The 20,867-nt window shown below is 67.9% G+C and carries 22 protein-coding genes; 10 read left to right on the top strand and 12 right to left on the bottom strand.

All coding sequences use genetic code 11. The features are described 5' to 3' along the window. The first annotated feature begins 31 nt into the window (after window positions 1–31). Entirely contained in the window at window positions 32–1,390 is a 1,359-nt protein-coding gene (locus tag E0H73_RS34005; protein WP_131363356.1) for an MFS transporter, read from the top strand. Here the strand turns inward: E0H73_RS34005 and E0H73_RS34000 are convergent. The 4 genes from E0H73_RS34000 to E0H73_RS33985 all read right to left on the bottom strand — a co-directional run bounded on the left by E0H73_RS34000 (window position 1,292) and on the right by E0H73_RS33985 (window position 5,596). Next, window positions 1,292–2,425, bottom strand: coding sequence for an ABC transporter permease (locus tag E0H73_RS34000; protein WP_420323442.1), 1,134 nt, complete (start codon window positions 2,423–2,425; stop codon window positions 1,292–1,294). The two genes, E0H73_RS34005 and E0H73_RS34000, sit on opposite strands and share 99 nt — an antisense overlap. A gap of 134 nt (window positions 2,426–2,559) precedes the next feature. Next, window positions 2,560–3,246: an ABC transporter ATP-binding protein gene (locus E0H73_RS33995; protein ID WP_131363354.1), complete on the bottom strand. Its 687-nt coding sequence runs from the start codon at window positions 3,244–3,246 to the stop codon at window positions 2,560–2,562. Further along, the gene (locus tag E0H73_RS33990) at window positions 3,243–4,538 is read right to left on the bottom strand and encodes a peptidoglycan-binding protein (protein WP_131363353.1); all 1,296 of its coding nucleotides are present in this window, start codon (window positions 4,536–4,538) and stop codon (window positions 3,243–3,245) included. The genes E0H73_RS33995 and E0H73_RS33990 overlap by 4 nt, the downstream gene beginning before the upstream one ends. Then, window positions 4,535–5,596 (bottom strand): hypothetical protein, encoded by a 1,062-nt coding sequence (locus E0H73_RS33985; RefSeq protein WP_131363352.1) that lies wholly within the window; start codon window positions 5,594–5,596, stop codon window positions 4,535–4,537. Before E0H73_RS33985 ends, E0H73_RS33990 begins: the two co-directional genes overlap by 4 nt. Window positions 5,597–5,708: 112 nt before the next feature. On the opposite strand from E0H73_RS33985, the gene E0H73_RS33980 reads away from it, so the two are divergent. After that, window positions 5,709–6,410, top strand: a complete 702-nt coding sequence (locus tag E0H73_RS33980; RefSeq protein ID WP_131363351.1) for a response regulator transcription factor — start codon at window positions 5,709–5,711, stop codon at window positions 6,408–6,410. Next, complete coding sequence (locus E0H73_RS33975; RefSeq protein ID WP_131363350.1) at window positions 6,400–8,274, top strand: sensor histidine kinase; 1,875 nt, start codon at window positions 6,400–6,402, stop codon at window positions 8,272–8,274. The genes E0H73_RS33980 and E0H73_RS33975 overlap by 11 nt, the downstream gene beginning before the upstream one ends. Window positions 8,275–8,280: 6 nt before the next feature. Here E0H73_RS33975 and E0H73_RS33970 read toward each other — a convergent pair whose 3' ends face one another. After that, a complete protein-coding gene (locus E0H73_RS33970; RefSeq protein ID WP_131363348.1) occupies window positions 8,281–8,850 on the bottom strand; it encodes a flavoprotein in 570 nt (189 codons plus the stop codon). Between the two features lie 76 nt (window positions 8,851–8,926). Then, window positions 8,927–10,195: a helix-turn-helix domain-containing protein gene (locus E0H73_RS33965; protein WP_165555930.1), complete on the bottom strand. Its 1,269-nt coding sequence runs from the start codon at window positions 10,193–10,195 to the stop codon at window positions 8,927–8,929. Between the two features lie 197 nt (window positions 10,196–10,392). Between E0H73_RS33965 and E0H73_RS33960 the strand changes: the two genes are divergently transcribed. From E0H73_RS33960 to E0H73_RS33935, 6 genes are all read left to right on the top strand, one after another. Next, the gene (locus E0H73_RS33960; protein WP_131363344.1) at window positions 10,393–10,740 is read left to right on the top strand and encodes a hypothetical protein; all 348 of its coding nucleotides are present in this window, start codon (window positions 10,393–10,395) and stop codon (window positions 10,738–10,740) included. A 168-nt stretch (window positions 10,741–10,908) separates the two neighbouring features. Further along, complete coding sequence (locus tag E0H73_RS33955; protein ID WP_131363342.1) at window positions 10,909–11,190, top strand: hypothetical protein; 282 nt, start codon at window positions 10,909–10,911, stop codon at window positions 11,188–11,190. Window positions 11,191–11,204: 14 nt separating this feature from the next. Next, window positions 11,205–12,176 (top strand): MvdC/MvdD family ATP grasp protein, encoded by a 972-nt coding sequence (locus E0H73_RS33950; RefSeq protein WP_131363340.1) that lies wholly within the window; start codon window positions 11,205–11,207, stop codon window positions 12,174–12,176. Next, on the top strand, window positions 12,173–13,297 hold the full coding sequence (locus tag E0H73_RS33945) for a methyltransferase domain-containing protein (protein ID WP_238164447.1): 1,125 nt from the start codon (window positions 12,173–12,175) through the stop codon (window positions 13,295–13,297). Before E0H73_RS33950 ends, E0H73_RS33945 begins: the two co-directional genes overlap by 4 nt. A gap of 78 nt (window positions 13,298–13,375) precedes the next feature. Beyond that, window positions 13,376–13,777, top strand: a complete 402-nt coding sequence (locus tag E0H73_RS33940; RefSeq protein WP_202867687.1) for an MmcQ/YjbR family DNA-binding protein — start codon at window positions 13,376–13,378, stop codon at window positions 13,775–13,777. A 25-nt stretch (window positions 13,778–13,802) separates the two neighbouring features. Continuing rightward, window positions 13,803–14,405, top strand: a complete 603-nt coding sequence (locus E0H73_RS33935) for a hypothetical protein (RefSeq protein WP_131363336.1) — start codon at window positions 13,803–13,805, stop codon at window positions 14,403–14,405. Here E0H73_RS33935 and E0H73_RS33930 read toward each other — a convergent pair. From E0H73_RS33930 to E0H73_RS33905, 6 genes are read right to left on the bottom strand one after another with little or no spacing between them, the layout of a single operon-like run. Further along, a complete protein-coding gene (locus E0H73_RS33930; RefSeq protein WP_131363334.1) occupies window positions 14,392–15,348 on the bottom strand; it encodes an LLM class F420-dependent oxidoreductase in 957 nt (318 codons plus the stop codon). The genes E0H73_RS33935 and E0H73_RS33930 overlap by 14 nt on opposite strands. After that, window positions 15,348–16,094 (bottom strand): SDR family oxidoreductase, encoded by a 747-nt coding sequence (locus tag E0H73_RS33925; RefSeq protein WP_131363331.1) that lies wholly within the window; start codon window positions 16,092–16,094, stop codon window positions 15,348–15,350. The genes E0H73_RS33930 and E0H73_RS33925 overlap by 1 nt, the downstream gene beginning before the upstream one ends. 8 nt (window positions 16,095–16,102) lie before the next feature. Further along, window positions 16,103–16,804: a histidine phosphatase family protein gene (locus E0H73_RS33920; protein ID WP_238164446.1), complete on the bottom strand. Its 702-nt coding sequence runs from the start codon at window positions 16,802–16,804 to the stop codon at window positions 16,103–16,105. Beyond that, the gene (locus tag E0H73_RS33915) at window positions 16,771–17,820 is read right to left on the bottom strand and encodes a phosphotransferase family protein (RefSeq protein WP_131363329.1); all 1,050 of its coding nucleotides are present in this window, start codon (window positions 17,818–17,820) and stop codon (window positions 16,771–16,773) included. Before E0H73_RS33915 ends, E0H73_RS33920 begins: the two co-directional genes overlap by 34 nt. Then, the gene (locus E0H73_RS33910; protein WP_131363327.1) at window positions 17,813–18,592 is read right to left on the bottom strand and encodes an SDR family NAD(P)-dependent oxidoreductase; all 780 of its coding nucleotides are present in this window, start codon (window positions 18,590–18,592) and stop codon (window positions 17,813–17,815) included. The genes E0H73_RS33915 and E0H73_RS33910 overlap by 8 nt, the downstream gene beginning before the upstream one ends. After that, on the bottom strand, window positions 18,589–19,824 hold the full coding sequence (locus E0H73_RS33905) for an acyl-CoA dehydrogenase family protein (protein WP_131363325.1): 1,236 nt from the start codon (window positions 19,822–19,824) through the stop codon (window positions 18,589–18,591). The genes E0H73_RS33910 and E0H73_RS33905 overlap by 4 nt, the downstream gene beginning before the upstream one ends. A 57-nt stretch (window positions 19,825–19,881) precedes the next feature. Between E0H73_RS33905 and E0H73_RS33900 the strand changes: the two genes are divergently transcribed. After that, window positions 19,882–20,469 (top strand): TetR/AcrR family transcriptional regulator, encoded by a 588-nt coding sequence (locus E0H73_RS33900; RefSeq protein WP_238164445.1) that lies wholly within the window; start codon window positions 19,882–19,884, stop codon window positions 20,467–20,469. Window positions 20,470–20,867: the final 398 nt, after the last annotated feature.

The following is a 20,867-nucleotide window of genomic DNA, read 5'->3' as shown; positions in this document are numbered from 1 at the left end:
GCTCGGCTGGCCCGGCGGTTACAGTTCAGGCGTGCGGTTCATCCGGGATCTTGCGACGCTGCTGCGGCGCCGCGACTTCCGGCGGCTGTTCGCGGTGCGGTTGACGTCGCAGTTCGGCGACGGGGTGTTCCAGGTCGCGCTGGCGTCGTACGTGCTGTTCTCACCGGAGCGGGCGCCGGACGCGGGCGCGATCGCAGGGCTGTTCGCGGTGGCGTTGCTGCCGTACTCGATCCTCGGGCCGTTCACCGGCGTACTGCTGGATCGGTGGTCGCGGCGGCAGATCCTGTTCGGCGCCAACCTGACCCGGGCGGTCCTGGTCGTCGGCATCGGCGCCATCGTTGCAGTGGGCAACGCGGGCGTGCCGTTCTACCTTGCGGTGCTGCTGACCCTCGGTGTGAACAGGTTCCTGCTGTCCGGGCTGTCCGCCGGCCTCCCCCACGTGGTCGAGCGGGACGAGCTGGTGATGGCGAACGCCGTCACCCCGACCTCCGGTACGGCGTCCTTCCTGATCGGCGGCGGAGTCGGCGCCGGGGTGAAACTGATCGTCGACTCGGATCTCGCCGTGCTCGGACTCACCGTGATCGTCTACCTGACCGCCGCGTTCCTGGCGCTCAGGCTGCGGCGCGATCAACTCGGCCCGGATCTGACAGGTGACGAGCCGGGCGTGGTCGAGGCCGTCCGCGGCATCGCCCAAGGCCTCGTCGACGGCGGCCGGCATCTGCGGCAGCGCAAGCAGGCTGCGCTAGGACTGGCCGCGATCGGCTCGCTGCGCTTCTTCTTCGGGCTGATCACGGTCGCGATGATCCTGCTGTACCGGAACTACTTCTACGGACCCGACCGGCTCGACGAAGCGTTCGGTGCGCTCGCCATCGCGACCGGCACGCTCGGCGCCGGCCTGTTCATCGCCGCGCTCGTCACGCCGTGGGCAACCCGCGTGATGACGCTGCGGCAGTGGATCACCTTGCTGTTCGTCGCCGCTGCCGTCGTGACCGCGATGCCCGGCGGCCTCTACACGCAGCCCGCGATCATCGTCGCCGGGTTCCTCACCGGCTTCTGCGCGCAGGGCGTGAAGATCAGCGTCGACACCCTCGTCCAGACGGGTGTCGACGATGTCTACCGCGGCCGGGTGTTCTCGCTCTACGACATGATCTTCAACGTCGGGCAGGTCTCCGCGGCAGCGCTCGGTGCGGTGATCCTGCCCGACAGCGGGAAGTCGTACGCCGTACTCGCCTTCGTCGCCCTCGGCTTTGCCGCCACGGCCTTCGTCTACGCACGGCTCAGCCGGGACGGGTCAGGTGCCACGCAGCGCGGTGATGGGCTGGATGGCGGAGGCCTTCCAGGCGGGGTACGTGCCGGCGACCAGGCCGATGAACGCACCCAGCAGGGGTGAACCGAACGCGAGCCGGTTGTCGAGGATCGGGGTCCAGTCCCGCACCCACGACACTCCGACGGTGAGCAGTACGCCGACCGCCGTACCGAGTAGTCCGCCGAGGAAACCGACGATCACGCTCTCGACCAGGAACTGGATCGCGACGTGCCGCCGGGCGGCTCCGAGGGCGCGGCGCAGGCCGATCTCGGAGATGCGTTCGAGCACCGACAGCAGCGTGACGTTCGCGATGCCGAGGCCGCCGACGAGGAGCGCGACCGCACCGAGCAGCAGGAACAGCGCGTTCAGGTCGGACTCGACGCCCTTGCGGACCGCGCCCTGCTTCGGCGGCGCGTCGACCTTCAGCGTGCTCGGGTCGTTCGGCTGGATCGCGATCGGAGCCTGACCGGCGATCAATTGCGCCGCGCCCACCTGGGTCCGGATCTCGACCGCGTCCGGCGATTCCAGGTCGTACGCCGTCTTCGCCGTACCGTTCGGCATGATCACCGCGTCGTTCAGCTCGGCCCGGCCGGTGACGGATTCGAGGATGCCGATCACCGTGTAGGGCTCGTCGCCGATGAACACGGCCGGTTGCGCGTCGACCCGGTTGATGCCGAGCCGCTCGGCCGCGTGCTTGCCGAGCACAACGACCTTGTCGCCGCGCTGATCGTGGCCGGCGTCGAAGAACCGTCCGGTGGCCAGTACGCCGCGAACCGCGTCGAACAGACCGGCGGACGCTGCCATCACCTGGAGCGCCTTGCCCTCGCCACCGTTCAGACCGGCGACGTTGCGGACCAGGTCGTCGCCGATGTCGAGGTTGCTGACAGTGCCGGCCGCGTCCACGCCGTTCAGCCGCTGGATCCGCTCCGGCGCATCCCACGGCAACTGCGACGCAGCCTCGCCTTCCTGCCCGCCCTTGTCGTCCGGTTGTACGACGACCCGCGTCGCCGCGGCCAGGTCGAACCGCTGAGTGATCTGCCCAGCCGCCGTCTGCCCGAGCCCCACAGTTCCCACCAGGGCGGCGATCCCCAGGACTGTTCCTAAGGTCGTGAGGATCAACCGCGTGGGCCGGGCCGCGACGCCCGCCAGCGCCTCGTCCAACAGATCTCGTACTGCTGGTCTGCTGCGAAGGCGCCGGCGGGTACGCCGGGTGGTGGACGGCCCGCCGGCGGGATCCGGGGGGCCTGCTGGGGTTACCACTGGAGGGTTCCGTCGACGATGCGGACCTGGCGCTGGGCCCGGCGGCTGACGTGATCGTCGTGGGTGATGACGGCCAGCGTCATCCCCTCGTGGTGCAACTCGTCGAACACTGCGAGGATCGCCTCCGCATTGGCGCTGTCCAGGTTTCCGGTCGGTTCGTCCGCGAGCAGCAGGCTCGGCTCCGCGACCAGGGCTCGTGCGATCGCGACCCGCTGCCGCTCACCGCCCGAGAGCGTGGTCGGCGCGAACTCCATCCGATGCGCGAGCCCGACCCGCTCCAGCGCGACGCGCGCCCGGGCCAACCGCACTCGCCGCGGCACCCCGACGTACACCATCGAGAGCGCGACGTTCTCCAGCACGGTCCGGTGGTCGAGCAGGTGGAACGACTGGAACACGAATCCGATCCGCTCACCCCGCAGTACGGCGCGACGCCGCTCCCGCAGGCTCATCGTGTCGACCCCGTCCAGCCGGTAGACCCCGCCGGTCGGGTTGTCGAGCAGCCCGAGCAGATGCAGCAGCGTCGACTTCCCCGATCCGGACGGACCCACGATCGACAGATACTCGCCCTGGCCGATGATCAGGTCGACGTCCCGGATCGCCTGTACTTCGGGTGGTCCGGGGAAGAACCGGCGTACGCCGATCATCTCGACCACTGGCGCCGGCAAAGCCACGGCCGTCATCGTCCGACCACCACCTGATCGCCGTCGGCCAGCGAAGCGTCGCCAGTCGGGCTGACCTGCGCGAACCCGTCGGCCGACAATCCGACCGTCACCGGCACCAGTTCGACCTTTCCGTCGCGCAGCACCTCGACCCGCGATCCGCCGTCCGAGCCGGCGGACAGGGCCGCGACCGGGACCGTGAGTACCTTGCCGTTCGTGCTCTTGACCGGGATCGTCACCCGGACGTTCGCGTCCCGCAGCTGCTCCAGCTGCTTCGCCGTCAGCGTGTTGGGCCCGACCACGACGTCGTACTGCTCGCCGTTGCGGGTGACCCGGCGGACCTTCGCGGCGACCGACGTACCGTCTCCGAGCGTGAGGCTCGCGGTCATGCCCGCCTTCAGCCGCTCCGCGGTCTGTGCGTCGACCTTGAGCGTGACGACCAGGGAGGCACCGCTGGCCGACATGACCACGCCGTTCACGGTGCCGCCGCGCTCGACCTTCACGTCGTCGACCCGGCGCGGCAGGGTCTTCACGTAGACCACCTCGGACACCGGAAGCGGCGTACCCGCCTTCGACTGCGCGTCGGCCAGTTCGTCCTCGGCGTCGTCCAGGTTCTCCTCCGCGTCGTCGACCGCGCCCTGCTGGACGCTCAGGTCCTTGGCCTTCGCGGCCTTGGCCTGCTTCAACGCCGCCTGGGCCTGGCGGAGCGCGTTCTTCGCCGCGTCGACGCCCTTGTCCGCCGCATCGACTGCCTCGGTGAGCTGCTTGTCCGGCTCGGGAGCGTCGTACCCGGCCTTCTCGTACAGGCGCTCCACGGCCCGTGAGGTGCTGCCGTCGTACTCGTCGTCGACCGTGCCCGGGTCGAGGCCGAGCCGGTCGAGGGTCTGCTCGAGCTGGAGCACGTCCGGTCCCTTGCTGCCCGGCGTGAGCGTGCGGTACATCGGCAGTACGCCGGCCAGGCCGATCACCGGGCGGCCGGTGATCTCGAGCAGCGCCTTCCCCTCGGTGATGGTCGAGCCGACCTTCGGCACCTTGCCGGTCACGATCGCCGGGGTGGTCAGTCCGCTCGTCTCGACCCGGATGTTCACCGCGCCGTCGAACGACGCGTCACCCCGGCCGACCACCTTGCTGGACAGCGCCTTCTTCTCCACCGGCACGGTGATCTGGGACGCCTTCGGTGCCGCGGTCTTCGCCGCCGCGTCCTCCGGTGAGGTGATCCGGGTGCCGGCCACGACGCCGACCCCGAGCGAGACGGCCGCCACCGTGGACACCCCGACCAGGACCCGGCGCCGCGACTTGGGCGATGCGGTCACCGGTTCGCCATTCCGTCGCGGTACGCCTCCAGCTCGGCCTTGTGCTGGTCGACGAACTCCTTCTCCATCGCGTACTGCACCGTCTTGTACGACTCGTCGTACGTCGACGCGCGGCACTTCTGGTCGGCCACCGCGAGGTCGATCTCGGACTTGCGCAGCTCGGACAGCCTGGCCGAGTCCACCTTGTCGAACGACGGCGGACCCTGGATCACCGTCTTGCCGGGCGCATTGCCGGTCGGCGGCTTGGTGCCGGTCAGTTCGTTCAGCTTGTTGGTGATCGACTCGCGTGGGTCGTCGAGCTTCTTGAAGCCGGAGTGGCCCGCGTCAGCCAGGCAGTCCGCCCAGGCGGTGGTCGCGTCGACCACCCGCTGGTCGCCCTCGATCCGCTTCCGGAGCGCCTCGAGATCCTTGAACAGGGACTCGTACTTCTGGAATTCGGCTCCGCGGTCCTCGCCCTTGCCGTAGACCTCCTCGACCGCCTTGCCGCGACAGCCCAGGTCCTGCTTGCCGCTGCTCGCCGGGCCGCTGCCTTCCTTCGGGGCGACCACGACGGCGCCGTTCGCGGTCGCGTTCGGCCCGTTCAGCGCCGTGTCGTACGCCTTCTTGGCATTGGCAGAGAGCGCGTTGCGGATCTTGGTGTTCGGGTTGCTGTCGTCGTCGCCGGCCTTGGACCAGTCGATGGTGCTGATCCCGTAGCCGTACTGCTGGGCGAACTTGTCCTCCGGCAGGTTGAACGCGTCGTTGAACTTGCTCTTCGGCTGCGACTCCGGCGGTACGGCGACATAGTCGAACCCGGCGGCCTTCATACAGGCGACGGTTGCGTCCTCGACCTTGCGCTGCTTGGCCAGCTCCTCCTCCGACGACCCCTGCGGTCCGGCGGCACGGACCGAGATCCGCATCCCGCCGCTGCCCGAGCTGACGAACCCCTCACCCATGTACTCCGCGAGCGGGCTCTTGTCGCTCTTCTGATCGCCGACCGCGGCCGGGTCCTGCCCGTTCCCACAGCCGGCCAAGGCCAGGACTGCCACCAAGGAGAGTGCTTTTCGTGAGGTTCTCATAGGGCTGGAGCGTGCCGTCGGGGCCGTGAAGAACCTGTGAAGGAGCCGTTTGCACCCGATGCTCTCAGTCGATCTTCATCGGATTCTCATGAATCTGGTTCACATTGAAGCCATGCCAGCGCGGATTCTCGTCGCCGAAGACGACCTGAAGCAGGCGGAGCTGATCCGGCGGTATCTCGAGCGGGAGGGGCACCTGACCGTCGTCGTGCACGACGGACGGGCCGCGATCGACGAGGCCCGCCGGCGCAGCCCTGACCTGCTGGTGCTCGACGTGATGATGCCGAAGGTCGACGGCCTCGACGTCTGCCGGGTACTACGGGCGGACGGCGACGTACCGATCATCATGCTGACCGCGCGGTCCACCGAGGACGACCTGCTGCTCGGCCTGGACCTCGGCGCGGACGATTACCTGACCAAGCCGTACAACCCGCGCGAGCTGGTGGCCCGGGTGCGGACCGTACTGCGGCGCACCAGGAGCAAGGCCGAGGGTGAGGTGTACCGCGTCGGCGAGCTGGAGATCGACCCGATCCGGCACGAGGTCCGGCTGGCCGGCCGCCTGCTCGACGTGACTCCGGCCGAGTTCAAGATCCTGGCCTGCCTGGCAGCCTCGCCCGGACGGGCGTTCTCCCGGCAGCAGTTGCTGGAGCATGCGTTCGGGTTCGACCACTACGTCTTCGACCGGACCATCGACGTTCACGTGATGAACCTGCGCAAGAAGGTCGAGCCGTTGCCCGGCACACCGGCGTACCTGAAGACCGTGTACGGCGTGGGCTACAAGCTGGCGGACAAGGTGGTGACGTCGGATGCGTCGTAGTGTGCTGGTCCGCTTCCTCGGCCTGTCGCTCGCGGTCGCGCTCGGCGCGGTGATCGCGACCGCGGTGCTTGCCACCTACAGCACCTCGGAGAAGCTCCAGGGCGAGATCGATGCGAACACCGGCCAGCTGCAGGTCGACGGCGAGGTCTTCAACACGCTGTCCGAGTACGCCGCCGACCACCCGACCTGGGCCGGCGTCGACAAGGAGGTCCACCGGCTCGCCGACCAGTTCGGACGGCGGGTCGCCCTGACCGAGCCGGACGGCACCGTGATCGCGGACTCGGCCCGGATGCTCGGCGCCGGGCCCGAGCTCCCCTCGGTGCCCGCGGCAACCATCGACGCGCGGGCGCAGGGCGGCGGTTTCAGCGGGACGATGAGCGTGTACGGCCTGCGCAAGGCCGTCGCGGCGAACGCGACCCAGAAGATCACGGCGGCGGCGGTTGCGCCGCTGCCGCCGCTGTACTTCGGCTGGGGTCTGACCGACGACGAACGGCGCGAGCGGGAGCAACTCGCCGACCAAGCCGCCGCCTGCTACCGGGCGGAGGGGAAGCCCGCCTCCGTGGCGCGGACGGGCGCTACGCCGCAGGTGATGATCGAGTCGAGCAAGTCGGCCGAGGGCGTCAGCGTGATGCAGTTCGCGAAGCCCGGCCAGGAAGCCACCGACAAGTGTGTGCCGGCCGGGCTGAACGCGCCGAGCGCGAAGGCCAAGGTGGTCAACGACGACGAGGTGCGCCGGGCAACCGAATGCCTGGGCAAGGCCGGCCAGACGTACAAGGTCGCCACCGAAGGCGGCCTGCGGATGGTGCTGCCGAACGACAAGACCGAGGTGACCGATTCGTTCGTCGCCTGCACCACGGAGGCCCGGTCGCAGGCGCTGACGCCGTACGTCGCTCCGGAGGCCAAGCTGTACCTGGGTGCGAAGAGCACGTTCAACGTGTTCTCCGGAGAGGGCATGCTGCGGACCGCGGCGACCGCGCTCGGCGTACTGCTGATCGCAGCGTTGGTGATGATCTTCGCCGGGCGCCGGCTGGTCCGTCCGATCGTGGCGCTGACCGGCGCGGCCCAGCGGATGCGGAACGGCGACCACGCGGCCCGGGTGCCAGTGACCGGGAAGGACGAGGTGGCCCGGCTCGGCCATGCGTTCAACGCGATGGCGGAGTCGATCCAGCAGCACGACCATCAGCGCAAGGCGATGGTCAGCGATGTCGCGCATGAACTGCGGACCCCACTGGCCAACATCAAGGGCTATCTGGTCGCGTCCGAAGACGGCGTCGTACCGCTGGATCGTGAGCTGGTGACGTCGTTGCTGGAGGAGACCGGGTTGCTCGAGCACCTGGTCGCCGACCTGCAGGACCTCGCGCTCGCGGACGCCGGCATGCTCCGGCTCCATCGCGCTCCGCGGGACCTGTCCGAGCTGGCGCAGCAGGTGGTGTCGGCGCATCGACCGGCCGCCGAGACCGCCGGCGTATCGCTGACGGCCGCCGTACCCGACTCTGCTCCGGCCTCCGTCGACAGCGCCCGGATCCGCCAGGCCCTCGGCAACCTGGTCTCGAACGCGATCCGCTTCACGCCAACCGGCGGCCAGGTCGTGCTCGGCGTACGACGTGTCGCCGACGGCTACAACCTGACCGTCACCGACAACGGCACCGGGATCGCGGACGAGCACCTACCCCACCTGTTCGACCGGTTCTACCGCGCCGAGCAGTCCCGCAACCGAACCACCGGCGGCAGCGGCCTGGGCCTCGCGATCACCAAACACCTCGCCGAAGCCCACGGCGGCCGCATCACCGTGACGAGCAGCCCCGGCAACGGATCAGTCTTCACGATCTGGGTCCCGGCACATCCTGTGATAGCACGTGAGTGACTGACGTCATTCGCTCTCGCGACCAGCGTGGCCGCCTCTGATTGCGAGGGCAATCTGTTCGAACACCCAGTCCCAGCGGAACCCATCGACCAGTTTGGAGCCAGTTCCGGCCGTCACGGGTTCCAACGATCCGGACGAACCATCGTGCGGATCGACGACCCGCACGCCCGCATGACGAAGCACGGCGAGTGAGGCGGGCCAAGCAGGATGGTTGGTTAGTTCATGACTGGCGTACGGCACAGCAACTGTGGGGGTACGCGAGCCCAGAGCCGCACACAACGTCGTGAGCGGATAGGTGGAGGCGTTTCCGGTCGCCCACGCATTGAGGGTATGGAATGTCGCCGGCACCACGGCTACGGCATCAGCCGTGGGCGTCCGCCTTGGCTCGTGAGGCCTCCGGTTGCCGACGATGACTGGGACGTCGGCGAGGTCCTGTTCCTCCAGCCATGGCATCGCAGCGTCGGTCGGGACGACATAGGGGTCCCAGTCCCGTTCACGGGCCGCTCTTACACCATCTGCCAGGCGCGATGCGAGCGGAGCGCCGCAGGCGACAAGTATGAGGGTGCGTTTGCTCACGAGGAACTCCTGCGCTGGGTACTGTTACAGAGAAGTCGGCCTGCCCATGAAGTGGCGGCTGCGGCCCGACGCGGATTCAGAGTTGTACGCCGACCCAGTTGGCATAGCCGATCAGGGTGTCGGGCAGATGGCGGCTTGCGTGGACGACGCCGGCGATAGTCTCACGAACGCTGGGGTGATATCTGGCCTTCTGTGGTGCGACCTGCCTGGCCTTGAACAGCGATGTCATGGCGCCGGCGTTGTCGCCCGTCCATAACTGCGCGCGAGCAGTGTCAATGTGATGGTGTCCGATCCGGTCTGGCGGATAGTCCTCCGGCACGTGCACCTGCCCGGCAAGTCTGATGGCTCTGCCGTGGTTGCCGAGTTCCATTTCGACCGCTGCCGCGTGGATGGCGACGTTGGTGGCACCGAACGACATGGCGCCTGCGTAGCCGGTGGCCAGATCGCTGCCATTGACCTCTCGGCCGAGCACGTCCGCCAGTTGCTTGGCCTCGGCAAGTTCACCGCGGGCGGTGTCGGCGTCACCCTGGCGTGTGGCCAGGATCGAAGCGCGTAAACGGAGATTGCCCGCCGCGCACACCGCGACCGGATCGGTAGCACGGATACCGGTATCGATATCGTCGAGCGCGGCCTGGATGATCTTCCGGCCTACTTCGTGGCGGCCAGTGGTGAAGGTCGAGTAGGCACGCATGTAGCGGTATGTGGCAACTTGGTAGGGATCGCCACAACGGGAGGCGGAGAAGTCCATGCGGGTGAGCAACAGGGAGACGAGGTCGACCAGTCCAAGGCCATAGGCAACGTCGGCAGCCGCACGGTACACCTGAACCAGAAGGTGGTGAGCTTGCTCGCTATCACGACCGATCAGCGTCTGCGACTGCTGGACCAACTCGTCGATCAAGGCTGGCGCTCGACCCAGAATTTGCGAGTACTTCGCGTCGCGGCGAGCTAGGACCACCTCGTGCACGTCGGGCCGGATCTCGGCGAGCGATCTCACCGGCAGGTCATCGAGGATTAGGTCAAAGTTCTCCAGTGAGGCCCGCAAGTCGGTGAGCGGACCCGCGAGCCGGTCCTCGGTCTGCTCCTCGATGAACGGCTGACCGGTCAGATGGGTGACCGGGATCGACATCGCCCGTGCACATGCGGCGAGAAATGCCTGCGAGGCGGGTCTGGAGCCGGTCTCAACCTTGGTCAGCAGGCTATGAGAAACATTTGCTCGGGCCGCCAAGCCTCGCTGGGTCAGGCGATTCAGGCGCCGATACGCCGCGATGCGACCACCGGTGCTGAGGCTGCGATCTGACGACAATGCCGTGTTCTCCGGTCCGGAACGAGAAGCGATGACAGACATGACGTTACCGGCGTCCTGGCGTTCGTGCTCGCCGAGTGACGTGCCGGTTGCACGAAGTGTGCAACTTCCTCCTGCGCACGATGTTGATAATTGACTACACAGCGCGATCGCTGGTTGGGCTCCGCCTCCTGCGGCGCCACCGTGGAGTGACCAGCGACCGTGCACAGAGTCACTCGCCATGACCGAGGAGGGCTGACATGACGGACCCACTCACACCCGCGGTCGGGTACCTGCGGCACTACCGGTCCATGACTCGCGATCAACTCGTCCAAGCAGAGGAACGTCTCGCCACTCTCGCCGGGCAGCAAGGATTCTTCTTGCAAAAGGTGTTCGTGGAGCACCTGCACACCGATCCAGCCGCCTTCGACAAACTCATCAAGACCGTGAAGCGGCGCAAAATTCCCGCGGTCATCGTGCTGGCCCAGGCACATCTGAGCGCAGTCGGCGACAGCGAGACAAAGGTGCAACGCCTGCATCGCGAGACGCATGCCCATGCGGTGGCAGCGAGCGCGTCACCTGCACTAACCCTCGCAGACCCGCGTTGATCCCAGTCCCCCGCGGAAGTACCTGGAGCTCAAGCTCCGCCAGAGCCCGGTGGGCGGGCGTACCGACCCCTGCGTCTGCGTCCGTCCGCCGAGACCAATCACCTTCCCTGCGACGCCCGGCCATTTGTCCCTGAAGGCAGCTCACCGAACCGTTCGAAGGAGTACACCATGTGGAGAGAACACGATCGATTCCCGCTCAGCGCGCTCGACCCCGGTGGGAGCCGCCCGCCGCAGGCGATAGGGCGTCCGTTCGGTCTCCGGTTCGTCGTTTACTCACCCGGCCGCCCCAGGTTCACGCGGCCCGAGGTGACTCTTTGCCCGCAGCGACAGATCGGACTGGTGGGCGGAGTCCCCACCAGTGAGGTGATGCCGATGGCTGCCACGATGACGTCGTACGAGTCCGACGGCAAAGACGTTCTCACCGTCGACTGGATGACCGACGACAAGTAGGGAGGACCATCTCGATGACTGAGCCCCCGCGGATCCTGGTCCTCACCCACGATGACGACCCGACCGCAGACGTGGTCCTGAACGAGCTGAACAGCCGCGGAACCCAGTTCGTACGCTGCGACCCAGGAAACTTTCCGGCGGCCATGACGATGACTGCCCGCCTCGGTGCCCCGGGGCTGTCGTGGAACGGATCGTTGACCGGTGCGCCACGTGGCATCGATCTCGGATCCGTGCGGGCCATCTACTACCGGCGGCCCTCGGACTTTCGCCCACCGGGCGGCCTCGCGACGTCCGACCAGGACTTCGTAGTCTCTCAGGCACGGCACGGATTGCCCGGCGTCCTGGCTGGCCTGCCGCGCGTCAGATGGCTGAACCATCCTGCTGCGATGGCAGACGCCCGGGTAAAGCCGTACCAGCTAGCAGTCGCCTCTCGCTGCGGTCTGCAAATCCCGTCGACCCTGGTCACCAATGACCCAGCCGCAGTCGGCGATTTCGCCGGCGATGTCGGTGGCCGGATCATCACGAAGTCTCTAGCCACGATGGTCACCATCGACGACGAATCGGGAAGTGGCGTCCTGTACACCTCCGAGGTCGCCGAAGAGCACTGGAGCGACCCCAGCATCGCCAGCACCGCCCACCTGTTCCAAGAACTCATCGACGGGATCGACGTACGTCTCACCGTCGTCGGCGACCGGCTCTTCGCCGCCGAGATACAACCGACCTGCTCGGACGGACCTCTTGATATCCGTGCCCACCACGAGAACGTCACCTACCGGCTCATCGACGTGCCGACGGCTGTTAGGACCGCCGTACTCGATCTGCTGCACCGGCTCGGTTTGACCTTCGCGGCACTCGACTTCCGGGTCGGTCCCAACGGCTGGGTATTCCTCGAAGCCAATCCGAACGGGCAGTGGGCATTCGTTCCGCAGCTGCGGACGCCGATCGCGCAGGCGATCGCCGACATGTTGGAGACTGGCAGCCGATGAGCCCGCAACGTGACCAGGCAATCGACCAACAAGCGATCAAGCTGCGCGCGATGATGGCCGATTCGCTCGTCGCGGCCGGTGCGATCGTCGATCCGTGCTGGCAGGCCGCGTTCACCGCGGTACCCCGCCATCTCTTCGTTCCGCGCTTCTACCAGAACACGGACGATGGACCGTCGGTGATCGAAGAGTCCGCGGGGGACGTGTGGCTTTCCACGATCTATACCGACACACACCTCGTGACGAGAGACGACATCACCTCGTCGTCCACTGCGCCCAGTCTGATGGCCGCCATGCTCCAAGCTCTTGAGCTGACCGGTGATGAAGCTGTCCTCGAGATCGGCACCGGAACCGGCTACAACGCTGCACTCCTGTCCGAGCGACTCGCTAGCGGGCACGTCGTCAGCGTCGACATCGACACCCAGTTGGTCGACGACGCTCGCCGGCACCTGTCCTCGGCCGGCTACCACCCGTTGCTCGCGGCAACCGATGGCATCGATGGGTATGCCGCCGAAAGCCCTTACGACCACATCATCGCAACCTGTCGGCTGGACTTCATCCCACAGGCCTGGCTGGCCCAGCTCAAGCCCACAGGCTCGATCGTTACTCCACTGGGCGCAGGCCTTGCACGCATCACCAAGCATCCCGACAGCGCGGTGGCGAGTGGAACCTTCCTGCCGGAGGCGGCTTACTTCATGCCATTGCGTCACCAGGAGGGTCAGCAGCCCGTCGCTGACCTCCTCCAGACAGCTGTCACCAGCTACGGGACAACCCGCGACTACGAGTACGACGCGGCGATCTATCGCGACAACGCGGCCCGCTTCTGGCTCGACCTCACTCAGCCAGGCGTGCGCGTCATGCAGACCGTCGCCGCAACTGTCGCGTACCACCTCGACGGATCCTGGGCTCGCCTCAGCGAAGGGATCGTGACCCAAGGCGGCCCGCGCAATCTCTGGGATGAGGTCGAATCAGCTCACCGCATCTGGCTCCGGGCCGGCAGACCGGCCCGGCAGCGTTACCAGTTGGCCATCACCAGCCAGCACCAGCGAATCCTGCTCGACAACTCGCCCAACCCAGTCCATGAGCTTCGCCCACCTCCAGATCGGCGACTCCAGACGACGTAAGGCCGAATGCAGCAAGTGCCCCTCGCGATCCGTTTGCCTACCTGGTTAACTCGGCGTGTGGCCGGGCGGAGAGCGCGAGTGGCGGATGTGCATGAGGTGGCGCTCGGGATGCCGCATGTCACCGTCTGGAAGAAGGACACCGACAGCGAACGCCCGGTGTACCAGGTCGGCGGGAAGTCGTTCGTGTTCTTCCGGACGGCGCGGCCGGACGCGTTTGACCCGGACACGGGCGAGCGGTACGACGACGTGATCGTGTTCTGGGTGGAGTCCCAGGACGACAAGCTCGCGCTGGTGTCGGACGAATCGAACCCGTTCTTCACCACCCCGCACTTCGACGGCCACCCGTCGGTCCTCGTCCGGGCGAGCCGGATCGGCGAGCTCACCAAGCAGGAATTGACCGAGATCGTCCAGGACGCCTGGCTCGCCCAGGCCTCCAACCGCCGCGCCACCACCTGGCTCGCCGAGCACCGGCTCAGCTGACCCCGCGTCTGGCGAAACTGAGTAGGTGAGCTACCCACCGGGCGGACCGGCCGCGCCCAACTACGGACAACCACCTCGCAAGAACCGAGCCGGTCTGATCATCACCCTGCTCGTGGCACTCCTGGTCGGGGTCCTGATCACCGGCGGCGTCCTCGTCGCCAGGCTGATCTCCGGCCGGCAGACGCCCACTTCGGCACCCACCAAAGTCACCTCGGTCGCGGTCAACACGCCCAACCCGTCGATCAAGCTCCCGACCAAGACGATCCCGGTGCCCACGGGCAAGCCGACGACCAGGCCGTCGACGACCCAGTCACCCGCACCGAAGCCGGCGGCAACCGTCGCCGGCGTGGCCCGGCGTTTCGTTGCTCAGCTCAACGCCAACAACCCCAACGCGGCGACCGCGTTGGCGTGCCGGAGCGCGAAGCAGGTGATCCCCTTCCTGATGCAGCAGTACCTGAAGCCGCCGACCCGCCTGGCCGCGGGGCCGACCCCGATCGGTCAGCAGATCACGTTCGTCGTCCAGTTGTCGGGCACCACCAAAGGCTCGACGGTGTCGGGCATCGTCGTGATCCAGCAGCTCGCGCCGGAGCCGATCTGCGTCCGCGCCTTCTCGGTCAGCCCAGGCTGAGCGGCGCGAGGGCGCGGGCGGTGTCGAGCAGGTCGGTGCCGGTCGGCAGGGTCGCGATGATCGGGGTGTCCAGGCCGTTGGCGACGTACCGGCCGATGTGGTCGCGGCACTCGTCCGGGGTGCCGTGGACGATCAGGTCGTCCAGCACCTCGATCGGTACGGCGGCCATCGCGGCGTTCCGGTCGCCCGCGGCCCAGGCCTCGCGCATCTCCTTCATCGCGGCGCCCCGGCCGAGCCAGTCGTGGAAGGCGGCGTACCCGGGCACGGTCAGGTAGGTCGCGATCAGGTAGCGGCCGATGTTGCGCGCCATCTCCGCGTCCTCGGTGACGCAGACGAAGATCCGCGCGGCCAGTTCCTTGTCCGGCCCGAGCTCGGCCCGCACCTGCCGTACGTCGTCGGCCGACAGCCAGTTGGTGATCGCGCCGTCCGCTTCCCGCGCGGCCAGCTTCAGCATCTGCGGCCGCAGCGCCGCGAGCATGATCGCCGGCGGTACGTCGGGTGCCTTCTCCAGCCGGAACCGCTGGATGGTGAAGCTGTCGAACTCCCCATCCACCCGCTCTCCGGCGAACGCCTGCCGCAGGAACCGCAGTACGTCGCGGGTCCGCGCCAGCGGCGGGTCGTACGCGATCCCGTTCCACCCGGTCACGATGGTCTCCGACGACGCCCCGATCCCGAGCACGAACCGCCCCGGCGCCAACTCCGCCAACGCGGCCGCACTCATCGCCAACGCAGCCGGACCCCGCGTGTGCACGGGTACGACGGCAGTCCCCAGCCGCAACCGTTCATCCCACTCGGACGCCAGCACCAGCGGCGTGAACGCGTCCGCCCCGGCCACCTCGGCCGACCACAGATCGGTGTAGCCCAGCGACGCCAGCTCGGCGACCAGCGGCCGGTGGTCGCGCAACGGCACACCGGTCAACGGAACGGTCAAGCCCCAACGCATCAGATCATCCTCTTCAGCCACGGCAGTGGTGCGTACCGCATCACCCGGGCGAGCGGGCTCCACGGCCACGGCGGCACGTACGCCGTCGCCTTCTCGGCCTCGATCGCCGCGACAATCGCCCGTACGCCGGGAACAGTGTCGACGATCAGCGGGGTGTTCGTGACATGCTCGTTCATCTCCGAGCGAATGTAGCCCGGGAAGATCGTGCTGACCTTGATCGGCTTGCGGAGCAGTTCCAGCCGGAGCCCTTCGGCCAGCGCGGCGACACCGGCCTTCGTCGCGGCGTACGTCGTGACCGTCTTCGGCAACCCGCGCACCGCCGAGACGGACGAAATGAACACGAGGTGCCCGGCGTTCCGCGCCCGGAACAGCTCCATCGCCGCCTCGGCCTGGGCGAGTGCGCCGACGAAGTTGGTCTCCGCCGTCTGCAGGTTCGCGTCGAACCGCCCGGTGCCGAGCGGTGCGCCCTTCCCGAGGCCGGCGTTCACGATGACCCGATCGAGCTGACCCAGCTCGGCATCGGCCTTGCGGAACACCTCGAAGACCTGCTCGTGATCGGTGACGTCGAGCTTGTGGATCACCACGGTCAGCCCGGGATGCCGCTCGATCAGCTCGGCCCGGAGTGCCTCCAGCCGGTCCTCGCGGCGCGCGGTGAGCGCCAGGTTGTGGCCCTTGGCAGCGAACTGCCGGGCCATCTCCTCCCCCAGTCCGGCACTCGCGCCGGTGATCAAGATGTTCCGTCTCATTGGGAGCCTTATCTGTAGGAGAGCAACTCGGTGCCGTCGAGATGCCCGTGCTCGTTGTAGCTCACCACAGTCAGCCCGCTCCGGCCGGACACGACCTTGGTGATCGCGGTGTTGATCGTGATCGGATTGAGCCGCGACCACAGCTGGTCGCCGCCGGACAGCAGCCGGCTCACCACGGCCGCGATCGGACCACCCGACGTGAAGACCACAGCGGTCTCGCCCTTGCCCAGTCGCTCGGCAGTACGACGTACTGCGGCCTCGGAGCGCTCGCAGAAGGCACGGAACGTCTCGGTGTAGCCGTCACCGCCCTCGACCCAGCGCTGAGTGGCGGCTGTGAACATCTGCTGGAAGGCACGCTCCGGGTGCCCGGTCCGCGCGAGGTCGGCCAGCATCACCGCACGCCGCTTGTAGGCGGGCTTGTGCGCCACGATCAGCTCGGTGTGATCGAACTCGTCGAACCCCTTGTCCTCTTCCGCAGTCGCTTCGGCCAGCGCAAGCGCCGCGGTCTGGGCGTGCCGCCGCATCGAACCGCGCAGCACCAGATCCGCGGTCACCCCACGGGCGAGCAGAGCCTTGCCGAGCACGGTCGCCTGTTCCTCACCCTGCGGCGAGAGCTGGTCGTAGTCGGCCTGACGGAAGGACGCCTGAGCGTGCCGGACGAGGTAGATGACGGCCATCAGGCCCGCCGCATGATCCGGCGGCAGCGCCACTCGAGCAGGTTGACCGGCCTCCACATGGTCTTGAACCGCGGGTTGTGGGTCTGCTTGTGGTGGTAGCGGTAGTAGATCTGCTGCGCGATCACCGCCAGCCGGAACAGCCCGAACACCTCGTAGAAGGCCCAGTTCTCCGGCTTCAGTCCGGACCGCTCGAGGTAGTACGCGACGATCTCGTCCCGCGTCAGCATGCCGGGTACGTCGGACGGCTGCAGGCGGAACCGGCGGAACGCCCAGTCGTCGTCCGCCTGGACCCAGTACGCCATCGCGCTGCCGAGGTCCATCAACGGGTCGCCGAGGGTCGCGAGCTCCCAGTCGAGAACGCCGACCACCCGGAGCGGGTCGTCCGGTGCCAGCACCACGTTGTCGAGGCGGAAGTCGTTGTGGATGACGCAGGTACGAACGTCGGCCGGTTGGTTCTCGGCCAGCCACGCCATCACGCGCTCGTAGCTCGGCACGTTCCAGGTCTTGGCCTTGCGGTACCGATCCGACCAGCCCTTGACCTGGCGTTCGACGTACCCCGCGCCGCGGCCGAGGTCGGTCAGACCGGCGGCGTCGGCATCGACCGCGTGCAACTCGACCAGGGTGTCGATCAGCGTGTAGCCGAGCTGCCGGGTCTGGTCGGCGGTCAGGTCCACGCCGAGCGCCGACGTCCGCGGAATGGTGCCGGCGATCCGCTCCATCACGTAGAACTCGGAACCGATCACCGCGTCGTCGTTGCAGTGGGCAACCATGGTCGGGACGTACGGAAAGACCGGTTTGAGGCCGGCCTGGATCCGGTACTCGCGGCCCATGTCGTGCGCGCCCTTGGCCTTGGTCCCGGCCGGCGGGCGGCGCAGGATCAGGTCGTGGCCGTCGTACTGCAAGAGATAGGTCAGGTTGGACGCGCCGCCGGAGAACTGCTTGACCTCCGGCAGCCCGGCCGGCAGCTCGGTCTGCTGCCGGAGCCAGCGGTCCACCGCCGGTACGTCGAAGGCGTCTTCCTCGCGGACCGCCCGCGCGCCATCACCCACGAGCGGCGGCCTCGGCGCGCTCGCGAGCCCGGGCGGCGATCTTGCGCATCTGCCGGTCGTACAGCGGCCGGGCGAACCGCTTGGTGCGCCACGCCATCAGCGCCGGCCGATCCGGGATGATCAGGAACTGCTTCTTCTTGATCCCGGTGATCACACCGGCCGCGATGTCGTCCGCCGTCCGCGGCGACTTCTCGATCAGCTGCCGCGCAGTGGCGGCCATCGAGGTGTCCTCGCCCTGGATCGAGTCGCCGAGATTCGTCCGGAAGAACGACGGACAGACGACCGAGACGTTCACGCCGTACGGGTGCAGCTCGTGCGACAGCGTCTCCGAGAGCGCGACGACACCGGCCTTGACCGTGTTGTACGAGCTCATCATCGGCGGGTGGACCAGACCGGCCGCGGATGCGGTGTTGACGATGTGCCCCGAGCGCTGCCGCTTGAAGACGGGCGTGAACGCACGACAGCCGCGGACGACACCCATCAGGTTGATGTCGACGACTCGGTCCCACTCGTCGAGGGTCTCGACGTCGATCCGGCCGCCGGTCGCGATCCCGGCGTTGTTCACCAGGATGTCGAGGCCGCCCCAGTTCTGCTCACACCACTCGACCGCCGCGGCCCAGTCCTCGGGGCTGCGGACGTTCAGCTGCAGATAGTCTTTGGGCCCTTCTTCGGCGACATCCGTGCAGAGCACCTGGTGGCCTTCGGCAACGAACCGGGAGACCAGCGCGGCGCCCAGCCCGCTGGCGCCGCCGGTGACGAGGACGCGGCTCACTTGACCTCCCGGGGCAGGTACGACGCCAGTTCGAGCCTGGCGATGACTCCACGGTGCACCTCGTCGGGCCCGTCCGCCAGCCGCAACGCCCGTGCACTCGTCCACGCGGCCGCGAGCGGGAAGTCGTCCGACAGCCCGCCGCCACCGTGCAACTGGATCGCCATGTCGATCACGTCCTGCGCCATCCGCGGCACCGCGACCTTGATCTGGCTCACCTCGCTCAACGCACCCGCCAGCCCCTCGGTGTCCAGCAGGTACGCCGTGTGCAGCACGAGCAACCGGGCCTGGTTGATCGCGATCCGCGCGTCCGCGATCCGCTCCCGGTTGCCGCCGAGGTTGACGATCGGCTTACCGAACGCGGTCCGGGTGGTGCCGCGCTCCAGCGCGAGCTCGAGCGCCTTCTCCGCCAGACCGATCAACCGCATGCAGTGGTGCACGCGGCCCGGACCCAGCCGTCCCTGCGCGATCTCGAACGCGCGTCCCGGCCCGACCAGGATGTTCGACGCCGGCACGCGGACATCGGTGAACGACACCTCACCGTGCCCGTGTGGCTCGTCGTACCGGTGCATCGTCGGGAGCAAACGCTCGACCTTCACACCAGGGGTGTCCCGCGGAACGAGCACCATCGTGTGCCGCGCGTACCGAGGGGCGTCCGGATCGGTGAGGCCCATGAAGATCAGCAGCTGGCAGTCCGGGTGACCGACGCCGGTGCTCCACCACTTGCGTCCGTTGATGACGACCTCGCCGCCCTCGATGACCGCGGTCGCCGCCATGTTGGTCGCATCCGCCGACGCGACGTCCGGCTCCGTCATACAGAACGCCGACCGGATCGCGCCGTCGAGCAGCGGCTCCAACCACTGCTTCTTCTGCTCGGCGTCGCCGTACCGGAGCAGCACTTCCATGTTGCCGGTGTCGGGTGCGTTGCAGTTGAAGACGTACGGCGCCAGGAACGACCGGCCGGTGAGCTCCGCGATCGGGGCGTAGTCCAGGTTGGGCAGGCCCTCGCCGTACTGCTCGTTGCCGGGCTCGGCCGGCGGGAGGAACAGATTCCAGAGTCCCTGCTTGCGAGCCTTGGCCTGCAGCTCCGCGAACACAGGCTGCGGCTGCCACGGATCGGCGGCCGCCTGGGTCGCGGCCTGCAACTCCGCCTCGACCGGCTCGATCTCAGTCCGGATGAACTCCGCTACCCGGCCGATCAGCTCACTCGCCCGGGCGGAAGGTTCGAATCCCATCAAGACTCCTTCGGGTTGCCTTGACCGTAGCTCAGCCCCTAAGCAATGCTCAATAGCATGGATCACCGACTGACAGCGGAGGACCGCAGAAAGCAACTGGTCCGGATCGGCCTGATGATGCTGCGCACTCAGCCGATCCACGAGCTGTCGATCGACGCGATCGCCGGGCAGGCCGGAATCTCCCGCAGCCTGCTGTTCCACTACTTCCCGAGTAAGCGCGACTACTACGTCGCCGTCATCTCAGCCGCCGGCCGCCGCCTCCTGCGCGTCACCAAACCGGACGACTCCCTCCCGCCCGACGAACAACTGCACGAGATGCTGATCCAGTTCGTCGCCTTCATCACCCGGCGGCGCACGGCGTACATCTCCTTCGTGCGCGGTGCGGCCGGCGGGGATGACTACGCGGTGAAGGTGTACGACGAGACCCGCGCTGGGTTGACGAAGCGTGTGCTGACGTATCTGGGCCTTCCTGAGGTCGCCGAGGTGCCCGCCTCGAGCGAGTACATGCGGGTGCATGCGTGGCTCGCGTACACCGAAGACCTCGCCATCGAATGGTCCGGCCTTCCCGAGAAGGACCGGCAGACGACCGACAAGGAACTGGTCGCCCACGCCATCGAAGCGCTCCACCTGTTGCGCAAGCTGTAGTCGCCCCCTACGCGGCCGCTGCGCGCGCTCCTGCCGTCGCGTGCTCGCGGTCGCGTTGACCCGCCCAAGCCGTTGCGGCTACCGCCGCCCCTACTACTGCGTGGTCCCGGGGCAGGTGGACACTCGGGACTGCTGTGGTTGATTCCCCACGCGGTCGCTACGCGCGCTCCTGTCGTCGCGTGCTCGCGGTCGCTCCCGCCCACCCAAAGTGTTGCGGCTACCGCCGCCCCGACTGCGGGTGCTTCCGCGAACCCTGTGGACCCTCGAACAACTGTCGGACCGAGGTGGGGTCGCCAACTGTAGAGAACGATCGGAACGGCTGTGGCTCGTCCCCCACGCAGATCCCGCGCCGCCACCAGGTCCCGTACGAGGCCGGGTTCCCCCCGACCACCGGCCCG

The organism is Kribbella pittospori (genome assembly GCF_004331465.1).
GTDB lineage: Bacteria > Actinomycetota > Actinomycetes > Propionibacteriales > Kribbellaceae > Kribbella > Kribbella pittospori.
This window is presented reverse-complemented; position numbering and strand designations above follow the sequence as displayed.